Genomic DNA, 15,972 nt, shown 5'->3' with positions numbered 1-15,972 from the left:
GTTAAGCCTCCATTGTTGCAATGTCGGCTTGTTCTTCAATCCATGCCTCGACCTCTGACATGCGCCATACAGTGACGTTGCTTGATAGCTTCAACGGCTTAGGAAATTTCCCATCGCGCACCCAAGTCCATATTGTTTTTTCGGTCACTGGTAACAATCCGATGCGCTCAGGCTTTGCGCTTACTTTGCGTTTCTTGCCTGCGTTCTCGCCTGTCTTGATGGTGTAGATTTTTTCGGGGGTAGATGGTGCGCTCGCTAATTGCTTAATACGAGCGTATTTTTCATGTGCTGACATGTTGCACCCTTGCAAGTTGTAAAGCGTTATTGCTTGGGTGCAGTATGTTTTTTAATAATTATTAGAGTTGTGACATCGAATGAATATTACTTTTCACTACTTTGATCTGATAAATAGAATAGATATGCGCTCTCATTACTTCCTGAATTTAAGAGTTTTTTTGCAAAAGGTATGATTGTTTCTCGCAATTGCTTTCCAGTGTATTGACCATGAGGAAATAAGAACTCTGCCAGTGTATCGTACTCAATGTGTTGGTCTGTTAGCCTCTGCCACAAAAGAATATCAATGACTTGTAGCGTCCTAAAGTTTTTAAACTTTCTTATAAACTCTTTAGGCGGTAAGAGTTTTGGTCTGTGCTTTAGTTGCTTTCTCAATTTTTTTAAATGCTTTTTTATATCTGCAATGATTGCATCATCCGAAAAATCAAGATTAATACTAATTGCTGGGTACTCATCATACTCATCTACATTGCGTCTAAGAGCATATTTAGAGCGCGTTTCTATATCGTCAGCCATTTCTTTGATTGGTTGGATGTATGGCCTAATATCGAATAGGAGGCGCGGAAAAATCTCAGGATATCGACCACTCTTTCTAATAGTTCCTAGTGTCGGGTGTTCCATATAAGTGGTTGGCTCTGTGCGCTTCTCAATCCATCGTAGATGTGACTGTTTATCATCCTCGATGATTTGTTCGATAGTTCGAGGTGGTGGGGTATATTCAACGCGCTTACCATCAATAGTTATAAAACGCTTTATGGTTATAAATTTTTTATTCTTGAGGTCATCCTCTGTGACTGGGGTGACGTAATCATCTTCAAATATTGAATTAATGTGGAATGATGTGCTTTGCCTATCTTGGATTTCGTGAGTTAGCCTCACGACACCAAAATTTTTATAATATTCGTCATATCTCTTATTATTAAAAAATTCAGGTATCTTTTTTTTATCGCTTATGCGTTTCAATTCATGCCTCCCACAGCATCCCCAAAAGTCGCTAGGTAAACAAGTTGGGTGCTTGCTTGTCGGATGCCTCCTATACCTAGCAATCTGAATATAAGCGAAATGACAAGTTACTGCCAATCATTGAACGTCCTAGCTTGTCGCTTACACTGTCTTTTTAAATGGAATAATGTCGGGGTCATCCTCTTTGTGTAGGTGGTCGGCTAGTTCTTCAATATCAGGGTTGTAATAGGTATTAATTAGAATACCAATGGTTTTATGACCTGTGATTTTTGCCAGTACCTGTACTGGGAGTTTTGCATTTTTAACCATCCGTGAAATGGCTTCATGTCGGGTGTCATGGAAAGTTAAGTCATTAATTTTTAATTCACGCTTCACAACCTGATTAAAAATTGTAGATAAGCCGTTTCCTCCCACTTCGCCCTTTGCAACTAGGTTTTTCACAGTACAAACATCGGTTTCATGTATCCCTCGCATATAGCTTAGAAGCTCAATAGCTCGCTTAGATAAAGGGACTTTTCTAGCTGTACCGTTCTTTGTGATTTCTAGTTCAACATGCCTGTCGTAAACGTCCGCCCACTTTAGGTTAGTTATCTCGCTTGCTCGCATCGCCGTTTCAATAGCAAATAGAAATACCCATGCGGTCTGCTGTTTTTTGGTGACTGGTTGAGAGATACCATCATATTTGAATGCGTCTAGGATTCTATCAATCTCATCTTGGGATATGCGTCTATTTCTGCTCGGTGACTGCTTCGGCTTCGCTACATCATGCAAAGGGGATTCAGTCATAATTCTTAGTTCTTGTCGTGCGTACTTGAACACAGCACCCAGTAAGCCTAAGTCACGAGCTACTGTTGCGCCCTTAACCTTTTTCAACCGTTCATCCCTAAATTGAATCATATCTAGCTGCCCCAGTTGGTTTACTGGTTTTTTCATCAATCGGGGAAATGATTTTATATAACCATTTAATACAGTGACCTCTACCGCCCCACCCCTTTTGTGTGGTGTGACCTTTTCCATATAAAGGCGTATCAGGTCGGCAAAGCTCATCTCTGACAAGTCTTTGATTTTTTCCTGTCGTTTTTGCTCAGTCGGATTAATACCCTCAGATATTTGTTTTTTTATCTCGTCACGTCTTAAACGTGCATCTTTAGCATTCAGCACCTTTGGATATTCGCCCAGTGTGATTGTGCTTTTCTTTCCATCAAGCGTATAAAGCACTTTCCAAGTCTTGCGACCTGTCGGAGATACAAATAAATACAATAACTCACTGTCATGTATTTTCTGTGTTTTTGACGTTGGCTTGATAGCATCAATCTGCAATTTAGACAGCATGGGCGACCTCACGACATTTCTTTAATTTTCATGGCATTAGAGAGGTTGAATATTTTATGGCAATCAATTTTTTTTAACCTCCAATTTAACCTCCGCTTAGGTGGTTTTCGTAGTCTATTGCATGTTGTTGACGTTCACAACAAAGTAACCTAAAACCTTTTAGGGCAAAGGCTTAGAGTTATGGCATGTGATAGTTGGTTTTTGTTAGAATACTGCTATATTTATACGCTATACTCTTGAACAATTTTGAAATTGTAATTAGGTGACTTGTGGAACGTTGGTTCGAATTTATGGGGAATCATCCCTTCTTATTTGGGACACTGGCCGTATTGGTAGTGTTGTTCTTTGTGTTAGAAGGTCAACGCAATGGTCGTAAAATTTCCCCACAATCTTTGGGTATTTTAGTCAAAGCTAAAAATGCCATGTTGATTGATTTACGTGATGCCAAAGATTTCCGTGAAGGTCATATCAGTGGCAGCCGCAATATTCCCTATAGCCAAATTACCAAGCATGTTGAAGAGCTAAAAACCTCAGATCGTCCATTGGTCTTTATCTGTAACTTAGGTCAAGTTGCAGGCAGTGCTTTACAACAAGTCGCTCATGCAGATGCCTATCGTTTAGATGGCGGCATTAGCAACTGGAAAGCACAAGGTTTACCTTTAGTAAAAAGCAAATAGTTATCCCTCATATTTTTCGCAAGGAGAACGATCATGGCTGAAGTCACTATTTATTCAACGACTGTGTGTCCATACTGCATTCGTGCAAAACAACTCCTTGAGCGTAAAGGCGTTGCCTATAAAGAAATTAATTTGTCGAATGAAGCGCCTGAAGTACGGGTTGAATTAATGCAACGTACCAATCATCGTACTGTTCCACAAATTTTCATCAATGACCAGTTTATTGGCGGCTTTGACCAATTATATGCGTTAGATCGCGAAGGCAAGCTCGATCAATTATTGGCATAAACATAACACTATATAACCAACTCGTAAGGATTTAACATGAGTGAAGAACAACAAGCTCAACCACAATTGGCATTAGAGCGCATTTATACCAAAGACATTTCTTTTGAAGTTCCTGGGGCACAAGTATTTACCAAAGAATGGCAGCCTGAACTTAACATTAACCTGTCATCTTCTGCAGAAAAAATAGACCCAACCCACTTTGAAGTGGCATTAAAAGTTGTGGTTCAAGCCAACAACGGTGGCGATACTGCATTTATTGTTGATGTTACCCAAGCTGGTATTTTCCTAGTTGATGGCGTTGAAGAAGAGCGTTTACCGTATATTCTGGGCGCATACTGCCCGAACATTTTGTTCCCATTCTTACGTGAATCTGTAAATGATATGGTAACCAAAGGCAGCTTCCCGCAATTATTGCTCACCCCAATCAACTTCGATGCCGAGTTTGAAGCCAATATGCAACGTGCGCAAGCTGCTGCAGCAGAAGGCCAAGCTTAATTTACGCTGTATTTAAGCTAAAAACCGCTGAAATTTCAGCGGTTTTTTTATGTCATTAACTTATGGATATACGATAAAGGTTAAAACTCATCATCCTGTGATGGATCACGATATAAAGCATCATGTATCGCCTCAACCAATTGCTGTGCAATTTCTTGCTTCGAGGCTTTTTCCAAATCACGTTTTTCCATGTGGTAGCTTTCAGCAAAAAATACGGTCATGGCATTTTCATCTGAAGCAAAGCCAATATCGGCACGGGAAACATCATTGCAGGCAATCATATCTAGCTTTTTCGCCACCAATTTACCCGCTGCATATTCTTCTACATTGCGAGTTTCTGCCGCAAAACCCACCATAAATGGACGTTTTTCCTGCTGAGCAATAGTCGCAACAATATCTGGGTTTTTCACCAAGGCCACATTCAGCTCATCGCCTGACTTTTTAATTTTGTGTTCTGCAATTTCTGCCACGCGGTAGTCGGCCACTGCAGCTGTAGCAATGAAAATATCACAGCCCTTTTCTAGCATTTGCAAACTGGTATCTAGCATTTGAATAGCAGAAGATACATTTATCCGCTGTACGCCATTCGGTGTATCTAAACTCACTGGGCCAGTAATGAGCGTAACTTTTGCTCCTGCCGCATAACAAGCTGCAGCCAGCGAGAAGCCCATTTTGCCGGTACTGTGGTTAGAAATATAACGCACAGGGTCTAAAGCTTCACGGGTTGGCCCGGCCGTAATGGTGACGTTTTTTCCTGCTAACATGCCAAACTTTTCCACCAAGGCACGCTGTGCCTGATGAAAATACTGGGTGACCTGATGGGCTAAATCTTCAGGCTCAGGCATACGCCCTAAACCGACATCGCCACAGGCTTGTTCGCCTGCGTCAGGCATAATCACATGCACGCCATCTTCCACCAAAGTGGTTAAATTACGCTGTGTGGCTTTGGCCGCCCACATTTGCTGATTCATGGCAGGTGCTACCCAAACAGGGGCATTAGTGGCTAAATATAAAGTGCTGAGTAAATCATCGGCCAGACCTGCAGCAAACTTGGCTAAGGTGTCACAGCTGGCTGGTGCAACCAATACTAAGTCCGCCCAACGAGCCAGTTCAATATGCCCCATGCCTGCTTCGGCTTCGGTATCTAGCAATTCAGTATGCACAGGATTACCCGACAGTGCCTGAAAAGTCAGTGGTGTGATAAAGGCTTGCGCACCTTTGGTCATAACCACACGAACACTAAAACCCGCATCTTTTAAACGACGTACTAAAATCGCACTTTTATAGGCCGCAATACCGCCTGTCACAGCTAAAATAATGTTTTTATGAGGGATGACGCTTAAATCGAAGCTCACAAACAAGCCACCTTTTTGTTGCAGTGGCGCTCACAATAGCATTAAATAATGTCATTCCCAAGAGATCTGCTTGGATTAAATTTTCAAATTTAGAATAAAAAAGTCAAATAACAATGCATTTATCTATTAAACATTGGCCTGAACAAGAACGGCCGCGTGAACGTCTCATTCAGCAAGGTGCTGCCAGTTTATCTGATGCCGAACTATTGGCTATTTTCCTACGCTCTGGCTCACAGCAACATTCAGCGGTGGAGTTAGCACGACTGCTGATTCAACATTTTGGCAACTTAACCGCCTTATTAGATGCCCCAATCACAGAGCTGTGCCAGTTTCACGGCATGGGCAGCAGCAAATATTCGCAGCTCATGGCAGTCAAAGAGCTTGGACGGCGTTATGTGGCTGAACATTTAAAACAAGAGACCATAGAGCTGAGCAATTCAAAACGCTTAATGGAATATTTACGTTTTGAACTTTTAGGTGAAACACGTGAGGTCTTTGCTGTACTTTGCCTAGATGCCTGTTTAAGAAAAATTAGCTTTAAAAAACTGTTCTATGGCGCGCTAAATTCTTGTGAAATTTCCATTAATCAATTGTTGCGTTTTGCGATTAGCCAACACGCAACGGCAATTGTGATTGCACACAATCATCCTTTCGGATTGCCACATCCCTCACGTGCAGATTTAGTCCTGACACAGCAGATACAACAGGCCTGTCAGTTGCTAGAACTACGTTTGATTGATCATTGCATCATTTCGAGTGAGGGCAATTTTTCCTTTGCCGAGCAACAATTGCTGAAATTTGAGCACACTTAAAATTTGTATATTGACAAAGCCTGCACAAGCACAGAAGATCATCAAAAAATTGTGATGATTCTAATAAAATGATAGTCGATCAACCCAGCGTATTTAACTTATTATTTTCGTGGCGGGGCACGATTTTACCCAAGGTCTTGCCACCTTTAGGGGTAGTGATGTTACTCTCCACCATTATTGGTGGTTTGTCCTATATTGGTTACTTTCATTTTCCTGAATTGCCCTTAGTCGGCTTTACCTTAATTGGTGTCGTCCTATCGATCTTTCTTGGCTTTAAAAACAGTGCCTGTTATGACCGCTGGTGGGAAGCACGTAAACTCTGGGGCATGCTGATTGCCAATGCACGTCATTTTGACCGTGACTGCCGTATGCTGACTCAGGCACGCCGTGAGCGTGTGATTCAGCATGTCATTGTATTTGCCAACGTACTACGTGACCGACTGCGTCATCAAACCGCCAATCCTACCGAATTAATACAAACCAGTGGTATGAGCCAGCAAGCGATTACCCAACTGTATCAACAGGCCAACGCACCACAATACACCCTAAGTCTGATTCAATGGGAGTTGATGCAAGCCCTAAAAGAAGGTGAAATTTCCGATATTATTTACACCCAAATGAATCAGCACGTGACCGAACTCAGTTTGGTGCAAACGGGCTGTGACCGTATTGCCACCACACCACTGCCATTTGCTTACTCCGTATTGCTGAATCGTACTGTGTACTTTTTCTGTTTTATGCTGCCGTTTAGTTTGGGGTCTACGCTCGGATTGGCGACCCCACTTTTGGTCGGTATTTTAGCCTATACCTTTTTAGGCTTAGATGCGCTCAGTTCTGAAATTGAAGAACCTTTTGGTACGCAAAGTAACGACTTACCATTAGATGCCATGGTGCGTACCATTGAAATTGAATTATTGGGTACTTTGGGCAAACCAACCCCACCGCCTATTCAAGCTCAAGACAATAATTTGCTTTAATTTATTACCCCTCCCTAGCCCTCTTCTATACGGGGAAGGAACTCCTTCTTCATCTGGGAGAAGGTTGGGATGAGGGAGTTATTAAACAAAACTCTCCCAGATCCCGACTTGCCCCTCTTTCACTCGTGGAATATTACCCAGTTTAATCCATGGCATATTTTCACCATGAAAATCGCTGCCAACGGATACTTTTAGGCCATGTTCAGCAATCATACGATCCACCATTTGACGGGTCGAAGTAGGGTCAATATTGGGTGGTAACTCCACAGCATCTCCCCCATATTTGGCAAAAATTTCAATCAAATAACGAATATTGGTGGCAGATAAATCATAACGAGTGGGATGCGCCAACACAGCAAAGCCCTGACTTTCGTGAATTACCCGAATGGTGTCTTGCAGGCTCAAGCCATCAAATTTCACATAGGCTTTTTTGCCTTCTTTAATATATTTATCAAATGCTTGCTGAACACGTGTCACAAAACCTTTTTCTTGCAAGGTTTTGGCAATGTGTGTACGTGTAATCCGATCTGCCACACCCTCGACTTTGGCCAGTACATCGTTATAAATATCTTGCCCAATCAGCGGAGTCAGCAAATCACAAATTTGCTTGGCACGTTCTGCACGAATTTGTTTTTGCTGTTCAAGTACCGCCTGCAACGGCGCAGGATTTTGCATATTCAAGGCCACCACATGCACGCTGTAACTCTTTTTGGTGGCAGGCCGTGACCACTGACTCGAAATTTCCACGCCAGAAACAATCTCTAAAGCCTGTCCCTGTGCAGCTTGTCGCGCTAACAGCACGCCATCCATCGTGTCATGATCAGTCAATGCCAAGGTGTGAATACCCTGTTGAATGGCTGCAGTTACCAGTTCTGCAGGTGACAAAGTTCCATCAGAAATATTACTGTGTGTATGTAAATCTACGCCGTGCATCACTTATACTATGTCATTTATTTGATCAGATTTAGATACTCTAACATGAAAGCACTTTTAGACTTTGTGCCCCTCATTATTTTCTTTTATTTATACAAAACTGTAGATCCAAAAGACACCGACCATCAATTATTACAACTCATCGGCTCTGCAGGCGGTGTCGATAATAATCATATTCTTGTGGCAACCACAGGTCTGATCATATCCATGTTAGTGGTGTATGGCGCATTATTTGTCATGCAAAAATTCCGCCTAGATAAACAACAATGGATTGTGTTGTTTATGACTGTCATTTTTGGTGGTGTCACCTTAATGCTGAGCGATGACTTTTATATCCGCCTCAAAGCCGCCATTTTAAATATTGTCTTTGCCGGTGCTTTTTTACTGTCGCCGTGGTTCAGCAAAGACCGTAAACCCCTTATTCAACGCTTATTTGGCCCAGTGTTCAACTTAAGTGAAACAGGCTGGAAAAACCTGAATTATGCATGGGCTGCGATGTTTGCTGTGATGTCTTTCCTGCATGTGTTTTTTGCATTTTTATTTATGGATGGAAAATATTGGGGAGAATTCACCGCTTTTGGTGACATGATCGTAATGTTTTCCTTTATCATTGTGCAGTTTATTGTATTGCGCAAATACTTTAAAACATCTGAATAATTTCTGATCTGCAATATTCGAGAGTAGCTATGCCTTTATTTGTTCTAAGTTGTACTGACCGTGAAGGTACACTGGAAAAACGTCTTGCGACACGTCCTTTACATTTGGCACGTTTGCAACAGCTAGATGCAGAAGGTCGTTTGATTGTGGCGGGCGCTATGCCTAAAGACCCAAGCAATCCACAAGCAGGTTTTTATGGCAGCACCATGATTGTCGACTTTGATAGCCGTGAAGCCTTAGACGCATGGTTACAAGATGAACCTTTCTTAAAAGAAGGCGTGTACAGTCATATTGACGTCAAGCCATTCAACAAAGCCTTTCCTCAAGGATAAGCAATATGCGTTTCGTTGTTGCCAGTGCTGTTCTACTGAGTTCAGCCGCCTTTGCTGTTGAACCAACGCCAATGCCGAACACAGTTGCTGCAGTTGCGCCTACAGCGGCTGCGAGCAATGCGGCTGCAGCTTCAGCAACCACAGCAGGCAATCCCGCAGTGCCTGCTACTCAAAATAAACCACTGACTGCCGAACAAATTGCTAAAAATAAAGCCATTCAGGAAGCCAAAACCAAAGCCTTGATTAAAGATCAAAGCACACGTTTGCAACAACTCGAACAGGCCAACCTAGATGCCTTAGCACAAAATCAGGAACTGCAACTTAAAAATGATAATTTAGGCGTGCAAGTCCAAGTGCTGCAAAGTGAACGCAGTGCACAAATGTTTTTATATGGTGCAGCGACACTGGCAGTAGGCGTATTGCTCGGCTTTCTAATTGCCAGTTATGTTTATACCAAGCGTCGTCGTCAATGGTAATCTGACTGCGCACCTTTTCATTTAAAGGACTTTTGTTTTGTTTCAGCCTATTCAAACTGCCGAGCTGGATTGGCAACTGGTCGATGGCATTGATGTGCCCATTTCCAAACAGTTTGGTGATGTGTATTTCTCTAAAGACAATGGCCTGCTCGAAACGCGGCATGTGTTTTTACAGGGCAACGACTTACCCACCCGCTTGGCAGCACTCAACGATTTTGAATATTTTTGCGTAGGTGAAACAGGCTTTGGAACAGGCTTAAATATTTTAGCGCTGTGGCAATTGTGGCAACAGGTACGTCCTAATAATCACAGTCACTTGCACGCCATTTCTGTAGAAAAATTTCCACTCCGCAAAGCCGATCTAATTCGTGCCTTAGCCGCTTGGCCAGAACTGAGTCATCTGTCTGAACAGCTGATTCAGCAATACCCTGCAGCCATAGCAGGCTGTCATCGTTTAAATCTTCCAGATGAACGCTTTAGCCTCGATTTATGGCTAGGCGATGCACAGGAAGTATTCCCTGCAATTGCCAAAACCACACCTGTAAACGCTTGGTTTTTAGATGGCTTTGCCCCCTCTTGCAACCCAGATATGTGGCAGGAAACGGTACTGAACCCCATTGTAGCCTTATCAGACTATGGCACGACCTTTGCCTCATTCAGTGTGGCAGGCGTACTTAAACGTGGCTTAAAACAACACGGTATTCAGATTACCCGCCCACGTGGTTTTGGGCATAAACGGGAAATGCTAAAAGCAGTTTGGCAAGCGCCGGACATGCCGCAAACATCAGATCAGACTGAAATGGCACAAATTGCGGCAACAAACCGCAATGCAGCCACCAAACAGCGCCATATTGCGATTGTAGGCGCAGGAATTGCAGGTTTAAGCTGTGCTTGGGCATTTGCACAACGTGGGCATCAAGTCACGCTCTACGATCAAACAGCGCCCCTTGCAGGTGGTTCAGGCAATCCCTTGGCATTGTTAAACCCAAAACTTTGCCCAGCTCATCAAACTGCCGATCACTTAATGACGCTGGCATGGCAATATGCCTTGAATCACTATGCCGTATTCAAGGCATTTCGTCCGTTGCAGATTCATCAATTGGCGCTTAAACATGCCGATGAATTACTAGATTTAGCCACACAATATCCACCAGATATTTTAACAGCACACACCGCAGCTGAACTCATACCACAAAGTGACTTTGCCAGTTTGAACTTATTGCAAGCAGGCGCAGTTTCTCCACATCAACTGCGAGATGAAATTCTTGCACACCCACTCATTCAGTTTCAGCAAGCCAAAATTGAAAAAATTACAGCTGCAGCACAACAGCAGATTTTACACAGTACAGATGCTGAACTCGGACGTTTTGATCATGTTATTGTCTGCGCTGCCCTACAAAGCGGTGCTTTTTTTGAAAACTATCCTGTACTTAAACCTATTCGTGGGCAAGTCAGCTGGTTAAATAATGCCAATCAAGCCTTGCCATTATCACAAGCCTATAGCTATGGTGGGTATTGCATGCAGCTCAATGCTGAGCAGCTCATTTTAGGCGCATCATTTTATCCAAATCGGGAAGATTGCGATGTATTGGCAGAAGACCATGTGCATAACTACGAACTTATCCACAGTGTCTTTCCTGCCTATGCTAAAAATTTAGCCCCTGTAGACACTTGGCAAGGACGTGCTTCTGTACGTGCCCAAAGTCAGGACTATTTCCCTTTACTGGGTAAAATGCATGATGATCAGGAAATTTATAGCTTTGCAGGACTGGGTTCTAAAGGCTTTTTATTTGCCCCATTGTGCAGTGAAATACTGGCAGCACAGGTTTTAGCAGAAGCCTGCCCTGTACCAAAAAACTTACTGCAAAAACTGGCTGTAACTCGCTTTCAAAAAAAAGTGAAAGCCAAAAAACCATATTTTAAAAATCTCCCCCCCTTAGCCTAGCCCTTAGCTGTAGATAAAAAAGATAAAATAACACCCAACAAAAAAGCGCCTTTCGGCGCTTCTTTTTTGCAGTTGCAAATTATGCACCCTGCTCCAGTGCTAAGCCAGCATCACGTGCTGCACGCGTACCACCCATTAACACCACATATTCACGTGAGTTGTCAAAACCCTCAAGTAACTCTGCTGCACGTGGCGCTTTACTACCACCACCACATAAAATGTAAATCGGTTGATCCGCTGACACCTGAGTGAGGCTCTCTGCTGAAAGATCGCTAATAGGCTGATTTACTGCCCCTTTCACGTGTGCTTCAGCATAAGCACTTGAATCGCGTACATCCCAGATCACTGCATTTTCTGGGAACTCAAATGTTGTAATTTCTTGTTTACGGATCATTGCGCACTCCTTTGATGTAAACAACACTTGGCAAATGAAGAAAACATCCCTAGCATCTCAGATATTGTTTCCATTTGCAAAGGTCTTCATTATGCCTTCTTTCGATATTGTTTCTGAATTAGAACTTTTTGAAGTGAATCATGCGGTTCAAAACACACAAAAAGAAATTGGTACTCGTTTCGATTTTCGTGGTCAAGATGTGTCTATCGAACTCAATGAAAAAAACAAAGAGATTAAAATCTCCACTGAAAGTGATTTCCAATGTGAGCAAGTGTATACCATGCTTGAAAATCACTTCTATAAGCGTAAAGTCGACATTCAGGCACTTGATCCACAAAAAATGACGGCATCAGGTAAAAATGTGATTCAAGTGATCAAACTGAAAGATGGTCTTGACTCAGATACCGCAAAAAAAATTAACAAAGCCATTAAAGACAGTGGCATTAAAGTGCAATCTTCTATTCAGGGTGACAAAATTCGTGTAACCGACAAGAAACGCGATACTTTGCAACAAGTGATGGCGTTCTTGAAAGAGCAACAATTTGGTCTGCCATTGCAATTTAATAACTTTAAAGATTAATTTGGGGATGCCATGACACCAACCAATCGCTTAAACAAACTGGTCAAAGCAACATCAAAATTGCCTAAAGGCATTCAAAGCCGCCTTTTAAGTCAAGCTTTTGGTCGTGTCGTGCCTATGGTGGGTAGTGCAAAAATTCGCTATCACGAAGTGACTCCATCACAAGTGGTAGTCAGCATTGCCAATCACAAAGCCATGCAAAACCATATTGGGCAAGTACATGCCTGTGCAATGGCGCTGCTTGCCGAAACTGCAACAGGTTTTGTGACAGCTATGAATGTGCCAGATAGTGCAATTGTGCTGATTAAAAGCTTGAAAGTAGACTTTAAACGCCCTACTCAAGGTGCTATGACCGCCATTGCGACCTTAAGCCCCGAACAGCAACAACTCATACACAGCACCGATAAAGGCGAAACACTGGTCAATGTCAGTGTCATGGATGAATCTGGTGAAGCTCCGATTCAGTGTGAAATGCTGTGGGCTTGGGTGTCTAAAGCACATTTAAAGCAGAAACAAGCCTAAGATTATTCCTTAAAGCAAAAAATCCCAGATTACAGATCTGGGATTTTTTATAGTCACTTAAAATAACTACGCTTGGCTCGCCTGAGCCTCTAAAAACTTCTGTTTGGATTCTTCAGGAATCTGACGTTTTGAACCTTTGACATCTACCGCAACAAAGGTAAACACCCCTTCGGTAACACATACTGCTTCACGTGAATCATCATGGCTGTCCCACACTTCAATTTGCATTTGAATTGAGGTATTGCCCACTTTCAAAATTTTGGTATAGCAACTGATCACATCGCCCACTTTGACAGGCACTAAAAAAGTCATTTGGTTAATTGAAATCGTGGCACAGCGCCCTTTACTAAAGCGCTCGGCATGAATTGCACCCGCTAAGTCCATCTGTGAAACGATCCAGCCTCCAAAGACATCTCCACTCCAGTTGGTATCTGCTGGCATGGCAATTGTTTGTAAGGAAAGCACTCCCTCTGGTTTTGCATGAGAATCTGACACGTTCACTCCGGACATTTGCATTAAGTTAGCACGAACAGTGCATTAAGACTGGGCGTTAAGCTGCTGATCCAACCACTGTTGTAATTCAGTCGCACGTAGCGCACCGCTTATTCTAGCAATTTCATTACTTTTATTCATCAGTACCAGTGTTGGAATACTGCGCACATGAAACGCACTGCTCAAGCGTGGATTGGCTTCTGTATCAATTTTTGCAAATACTACATGCGGATTTTGCTTAGCCACCGTTGCAAAATGTGGTGCCATCATCTTGCATGGACCACACCAGTCTGCCCAAAGATCAATCAGAATAGGTAAATCGCTGTTTTGAATAAAATGACTAAAATTTTGTTCATTCAGTTCAATTGGCGCAAGCGGAATCAAGGCTTGATGGCACTGTCCACACGCAGGGCTGGCAGATAATTTATCTTCAGGTACTCGGTTTTTTGCACCACACTCAGGACACACAATAATCATTTACTGAACTCCAAACAGTTGCTGTAAAAACTCTAATTGGGTCTGAATGGTTTTTTTAAACCATTCACCATGATAAATATCGAAATGTTGCATATCCCACTCTTCATATTGCACATAAGGCGCAATATTGGTGGCTGTTTCACGACTAGATTCAATTGGAATCAAACTGTCGTGCTGTGAGGCAATAAACAACACCGGGATGTTGATTTGGCGGACTTCCTGAATGGGACGATAACGGATTAAATGAAAAAACACCCGCGCAGGAATGGTACCGCTCCAATAATAATCAGAATTTACAATGGACATATAACCTGCATAACTGTCTGCTGTAGGTAAAAAGCACAGCGCCTTTTGCGCCACCACAGGCAGTGTTTTTGGCGACATACCCACCTTTGCACCCATATAATCCTGACTGGAGATTTTTAAGGCTTTAGGAAGTTGCTGCAAAGGATACAACTTGGCACTTTCCGCACCATCGACAAAAGGCACTTGTACCATCACCGCAGCCAAATTGTGTAATCGTGAAGCCAAACTGAGTACATATCCACCGCTGAGCGATGTCCCCCATAAAATCATGCGCTTGGCATCTATAGATTTACGTTCTGCGATATGTGAAATCATGCTGCGCCAATCATCTAACTGCGCTTCAATAGACACCAACTCACGTGGACGACCTGTGCTTCCACCCCAATAGCGATAATCAAACAACACCACGGCATAGCCTGCCTGAGCAAAGTGTTGTGCATATTGCACCAATTTAAAATGCCGCAAGGCCGCCAGACCATGCGCCATCAGAATCACCGCGGGCTTTTCTATAGATTTGGGGCGATAAAAGTCTGCAGCAATCACCTCATGATCGCTTTTGACATATAAAGGCTCGACCGTGTAGGAATGCATACGCGCTCCATTGCGTTATTTTATCGTTATCATCGTTATAAATATTTCAGAACATTCAGCTCATGAATCTGCTTAATGCTATCATAAAACATATTGTCATGAATAAAATGATGGAGTGTTTCCCATGTCTGAACAAGTCGGTTTTGCTGGTCAAATTGGTCCTGAGCATGTAACTCAGGTGCTTGAGAAAGGTTTTAAGTCAATTATTAATAACCGCCCAGATATGGAAGGTGGTCCTGAACAGCCCACCAGTGCACAAATTGAAGAAGCCGCACGTGCTGCAGGTATAGATTATGTTTATCAACCTGTGGTATCAGGTCAGATTACCGAGCTAGATGTTCGTGCATTTGCCAATCACTATAATGAATTGCCAAAACCTGTGTTGATGTTCTGCCGTACAGGTAACCGCTCAAATAACTTATTCCAGTTAGCTAAACAAATGGATTTGTTGGATGACTAAACACATCCTCAAACATGTGTTTTGCTGTATTCTGATCTGCAGCAGTATCTCACTGAGTTATGCGAACAATACACAGATGCTAACAAACAAAGTCAGCGTTGCAGGTCAGATGAATACTGCTAAGTTTTCACAATTGATACGGCAGGGTTTTAAATCGGTGATTGTGAACCGCCCTGATCAAGAGATTGGCAATGTGGTCAAAGTCAGTGAATTACGCAATATTGCAGAAAAATCTCAGGTCAGTGTGATTTATCAGCCCGTTAGTAGCGGTAAAATTTCTCAAACAGATATTCTTGAATTTGCCAAATATTATAATGAGCTTCCAAAACCCATTCTGATGATTTGTCGTAGTGGTGCTCGTTCCAGTGCTTTATTTCATCAAGCAAAATCTCAAGGTTTGTTGCATGAATAAAATTTTATTGGCAGTAATGTGCGTCTTAGTTCTCACTGCGTGTAGTTCGATGCAAGTGCGCCCGACTGTAGGTGTGAGTGTGGGGACTAGTTTATAATTTTTATCTATTGTTCAACCTATGGCGCTATATGCGCCATTTTTAATATATGCTATCTTTGCAAAATTATTTTTTTGTTAATAACAATATAATTCGGGGTATTAC

At 42.5% G+C, this 15,972-nt stretch carries 22 protein-coding genes; 13 read left to right on the top strand and 9 right to left on the bottom strand.

The genetic code is table 11. The features are described 5' to 3' along the window. Position 1: 1 nt before the first annotated feature. The 3 genes from ACNS8M_RS02580 to ACNS8M_RS02570 form a co-directional block, all read right to left on the bottom strand. Positions 2 to 295, bottom strand: coding sequence for a helix-turn-helix transcriptional regulator (locus tag ACNS8M_RS02580; protein ID WP_291338785.1), 294 nt, complete (start codon positions 293 to 295; stop codon positions 2 to 4). Between the two features lie 86 nt (positions 296 to 381). Then, entirely contained in the window at positions 382 to 1,257 is an 876-nt protein-coding gene (locus tag ACNS8M_RS02575; protein ID WP_419225082.1) for a DUF6387 family protein, read from the bottom strand. A gap of 141 nt (positions 1,258 to 1,398) precedes the next feature. Next, positions 1,399 to 2,589 (bottom strand): tyrosine-type recombinase/integrase, encoded by a 1,191-nt coding sequence (locus tag ACNS8M_RS02570; protein ID WP_419225081.1) that lies wholly within the window; start codon positions 2,587 to 2,589, stop codon positions 1,399 to 1,401. Positions 2,590 to 2,858: 269 nt separating this feature from the next. On the opposite strand from ACNS8M_RS02570, the gene ACNS8M_RS02565 reads away from it, so the two are divergent. Genes ACNS8M_RS02565 through secB form a run of 3 tightly spaced genes read left to right on the top strand, consistent with a single transcriptional unit; the run spans position 2,859 to position 4,049 of the window. Then, positions 2,859 to 3,266 carry a rhodanese-like domain-containing protein gene (locus ACNS8M_RS02565; protein ID WP_168418423.1) on the top strand — a complete coding sequence of 136 codons (408 nt, stop codon included), beginning with the start codon at positions 2,859 to 2,861 and terminating at the stop codon, positions 3,264 to 3,266. Between the two features lie 33 nt (positions 3,267 to 3,299). Next, the gene (grxC, locus tag ACNS8M_RS02560) at positions 3,300 to 3,554 is read left to right on the top strand and encodes a glutaredoxin 3 (RefSeq protein WP_004976247.1); all 255 of its coding nucleotides are present in this window, start codon (positions 3,300 to 3,302) and stop codon (positions 3,552 to 3,554) included. Positions 3,555 to 3,590: 36 nt separating this feature from the next. Then, positions 3,591 to 4,049, top strand: a complete 459-nt coding sequence (gene secB / locus ACNS8M_RS02555; protein WP_070153851.1) for a protein-export chaperone SecB — start codon at positions 3,591 to 3,593, stop codon at positions 4,047 to 4,049. Between the two features lie 80 nt (positions 4,050 to 4,129). Here secB and coaBC read toward each other — a convergent pair whose 3' ends face one another. After that, entirely contained in the window at positions 4,130 to 5,404 is a 1,275-nt protein-coding gene (coaBC, locus tag ACNS8M_RS02550) for a bifunctional phosphopantothenoylcysteine decarboxylase/phosphopantothenate--cysteine ligase CoaBC (RefSeq protein ID WP_168418422.1), read from the bottom strand. A 113-nt stretch (positions 5,405 to 5,517) separates the two neighbouring features. On the opposite strand from coaBC, the gene radC reads away from it, so the two are divergent. Beyond that, entirely contained in the window at positions 5,518 to 6,216 is a 699-nt protein-coding gene (radC, locus tag ACNS8M_RS02545) for a RadC family protein (protein WP_168418421.1), read from the top strand. A 68-nt stretch (positions 6,217 to 6,284) separates the two neighbouring features. Continuing rightward, a complete protein-coding gene (locus ACNS8M_RS02540; RefSeq protein ID WP_168418420.1) occupies positions 6,285 to 7,193 on the top strand; it encodes a bestrophin family protein in 909 nt (302 codons plus the stop codon). Positions 7,194 to 7,274: 81 nt separating this feature from the next. Here ACNS8M_RS02540 and ACNS8M_RS02535 read toward each other — a convergent pair whose 3' ends face one another. Continuing rightward, on the bottom strand, positions 7,275 to 8,126 hold the full coding sequence (locus tag ACNS8M_RS02535; RefSeq protein WP_168542419.1) for a PHP domain-containing protein: 852 nt from the start codon (positions 8,124 to 8,126) through the stop codon (positions 7,275 to 7,277). A 45-nt stretch (positions 8,127 to 8,171) separates the two neighbouring features. On the opposite strand from ACNS8M_RS02535, the gene ACNS8M_RS02530 reads away from it, so the two are divergent. Genes ACNS8M_RS02530 through mnmC form a run of 4 tightly spaced genes read left to right on the top strand, consistent with a single transcriptional unit; the run spans position 8,172 to position 11,536 of the window. Continuing rightward, positions 8,172 to 8,783, top strand: a complete 612-nt coding sequence (locus ACNS8M_RS02530) for a septation protein IspZ (RefSeq protein ID WP_168542421.1) — start codon at positions 8,172 to 8,174, stop codon at positions 8,781 to 8,783. 29 nt (positions 8,784 to 8,812) lie between these two features. Next, complete coding sequence (locus ACNS8M_RS02525) at positions 8,813 to 9,115, top strand: YciI family protein (protein ID WP_019838031.1); 303 nt, start codon at positions 8,813 to 8,815, stop codon at positions 9,113 to 9,115. Positions 9,116 to 9,120: 5 nt separating this feature from the next. Next, a complete protein-coding gene (locus ACNS8M_RS02520; protein WP_168542423.1) occupies positions 9,121 to 9,591 on the top strand; it encodes a hypothetical protein in 471 nt (156 codons plus the stop codon). Positions 9,592 to 9,628: 37 nt separating this feature from the next. Next, a complete protein-coding gene (mnmC, locus tag ACNS8M_RS02515; protein ID WP_419225079.1) occupies positions 9,629 to 11,536 on the top strand; it encodes an FAD-dependent 5-carboxymethylaminomethyl-2-thiouridine(34) oxidoreductase MnmC in 1,908 nt (635 codons plus the stop codon). Positions 11,537 to 11,615: 79 nt separating this feature from the next. Here the strand turns inward: mnmC and ACNS8M_RS02510 are convergent, their stop codons facing one another. Continuing rightward, on the bottom strand, positions 11,616 to 11,930 hold the full coding sequence (locus ACNS8M_RS02510) for a rhodanese-like domain-containing protein (protein WP_019838034.1): 315 nt from the start codon (positions 11,928 to 11,930) through the stop codon (positions 11,616 to 11,618). A 91-nt stretch (positions 11,931 to 12,021) separates the two neighbouring features. On the opposite strand from ACNS8M_RS02510, the gene ACNS8M_RS02505 reads away from it, so the two are divergent. Together ACNS8M_RS02505 and ACNS8M_RS02500 are read left to right on the top strand one after the other, a co-directional pair. Continuing rightward, positions 12,022 to 12,510, top strand: coding sequence for a YajQ family cyclic di-GMP-binding protein (locus ACNS8M_RS02505; RefSeq protein ID WP_168418414.1), 489 nt, complete (start codon positions 12,022 to 12,024; stop codon positions 12,508 to 12,510). 12 nt (positions 12,511 to 12,522) lie between these two features. Continuing rightward, positions 12,523 to 13,032: a DUF4442 domain-containing protein gene (locus ACNS8M_RS02500; RefSeq protein ID WP_419225078.1), complete on the top strand. Its 510-nt coding sequence runs from the start codon at positions 12,523 to 12,525 to the stop codon at positions 13,030 to 13,032. 66 nt (positions 13,033 to 13,098) lie between these two features. Here ACNS8M_RS02500 and ACNS8M_RS02495 read toward each other — a convergent pair whose 3' ends face one another. The 3 genes from ACNS8M_RS02495 to ACNS8M_RS02485 all read right to left on the bottom strand — a co-directional run bounded on the left by ACNS8M_RS02495 (position 13,099) and on the right by ACNS8M_RS02485 (position 14,898). Beyond that, positions 13,099 to 13,473, bottom strand: coding sequence for an acyl-CoA thioesterase (locus ACNS8M_RS02495; RefSeq protein WP_228278953.1), 375 nt, complete (start codon positions 13,471 to 13,473; stop codon positions 13,099 to 13,101). Between the two features lie 96 nt (positions 13,474 to 13,569). Next, entirely contained in the window at positions 13,570 to 14,001 is a 432-nt protein-coding gene (gene trxC, locus ACNS8M_RS02490; protein ID WP_136143965.1) for a thioredoxin TrxC, read from the bottom strand. Further along, entirely contained in the window at positions 14,002 to 14,898 is an 897-nt protein-coding gene (locus ACNS8M_RS02485) for an alpha/beta hydrolase (RefSeq protein ID WP_168461840.1), read from the bottom strand. Between the two features lie 124 nt (positions 14,899 to 15,022). Between ACNS8M_RS02485 and ACNS8M_RS02480 the strand changes: the two genes are divergently transcribed. Together ACNS8M_RS02480 and ACNS8M_RS02475 are read left to right on the top strand one after the other, a co-directional pair. Next, positions 15,023 to 15,358 (top strand): TIGR01244 family sulfur transferase, encoded by a 336-nt coding sequence (locus tag ACNS8M_RS02480; RefSeq protein ID WP_136143963.1) that lies wholly within the window; start codon positions 15,023 to 15,025, stop codon positions 15,356 to 15,358. Beyond that, positions 15,351 to 15,770 carry a beta-lactamase hydrolase domain-containing protein gene (locus ACNS8M_RS02475; protein ID WP_419225077.1) on the top strand — a complete coding sequence of 140 codons (420 nt, stop codon included), beginning with the start codon at positions 15,351 to 15,353 and terminating at the stop codon, positions 15,768 to 15,770. Before ACNS8M_RS02480 ends, ACNS8M_RS02475 begins: the two co-directional genes overlap by 8 nt. Positions 15,771 to 15,972 lie beyond the last annotated feature (202 nt).

The organism is Acinetobacter sp. A2, from assembly GCF_048537555.1.
GTDB lineage: Bacteria > Pseudomonadota > Gammaproteobacteria > Pseudomonadales > Moraxellaceae > Acinetobacter.
This window is presented reverse-complemented; position numbering and strand designations above follow the sequence as displayed.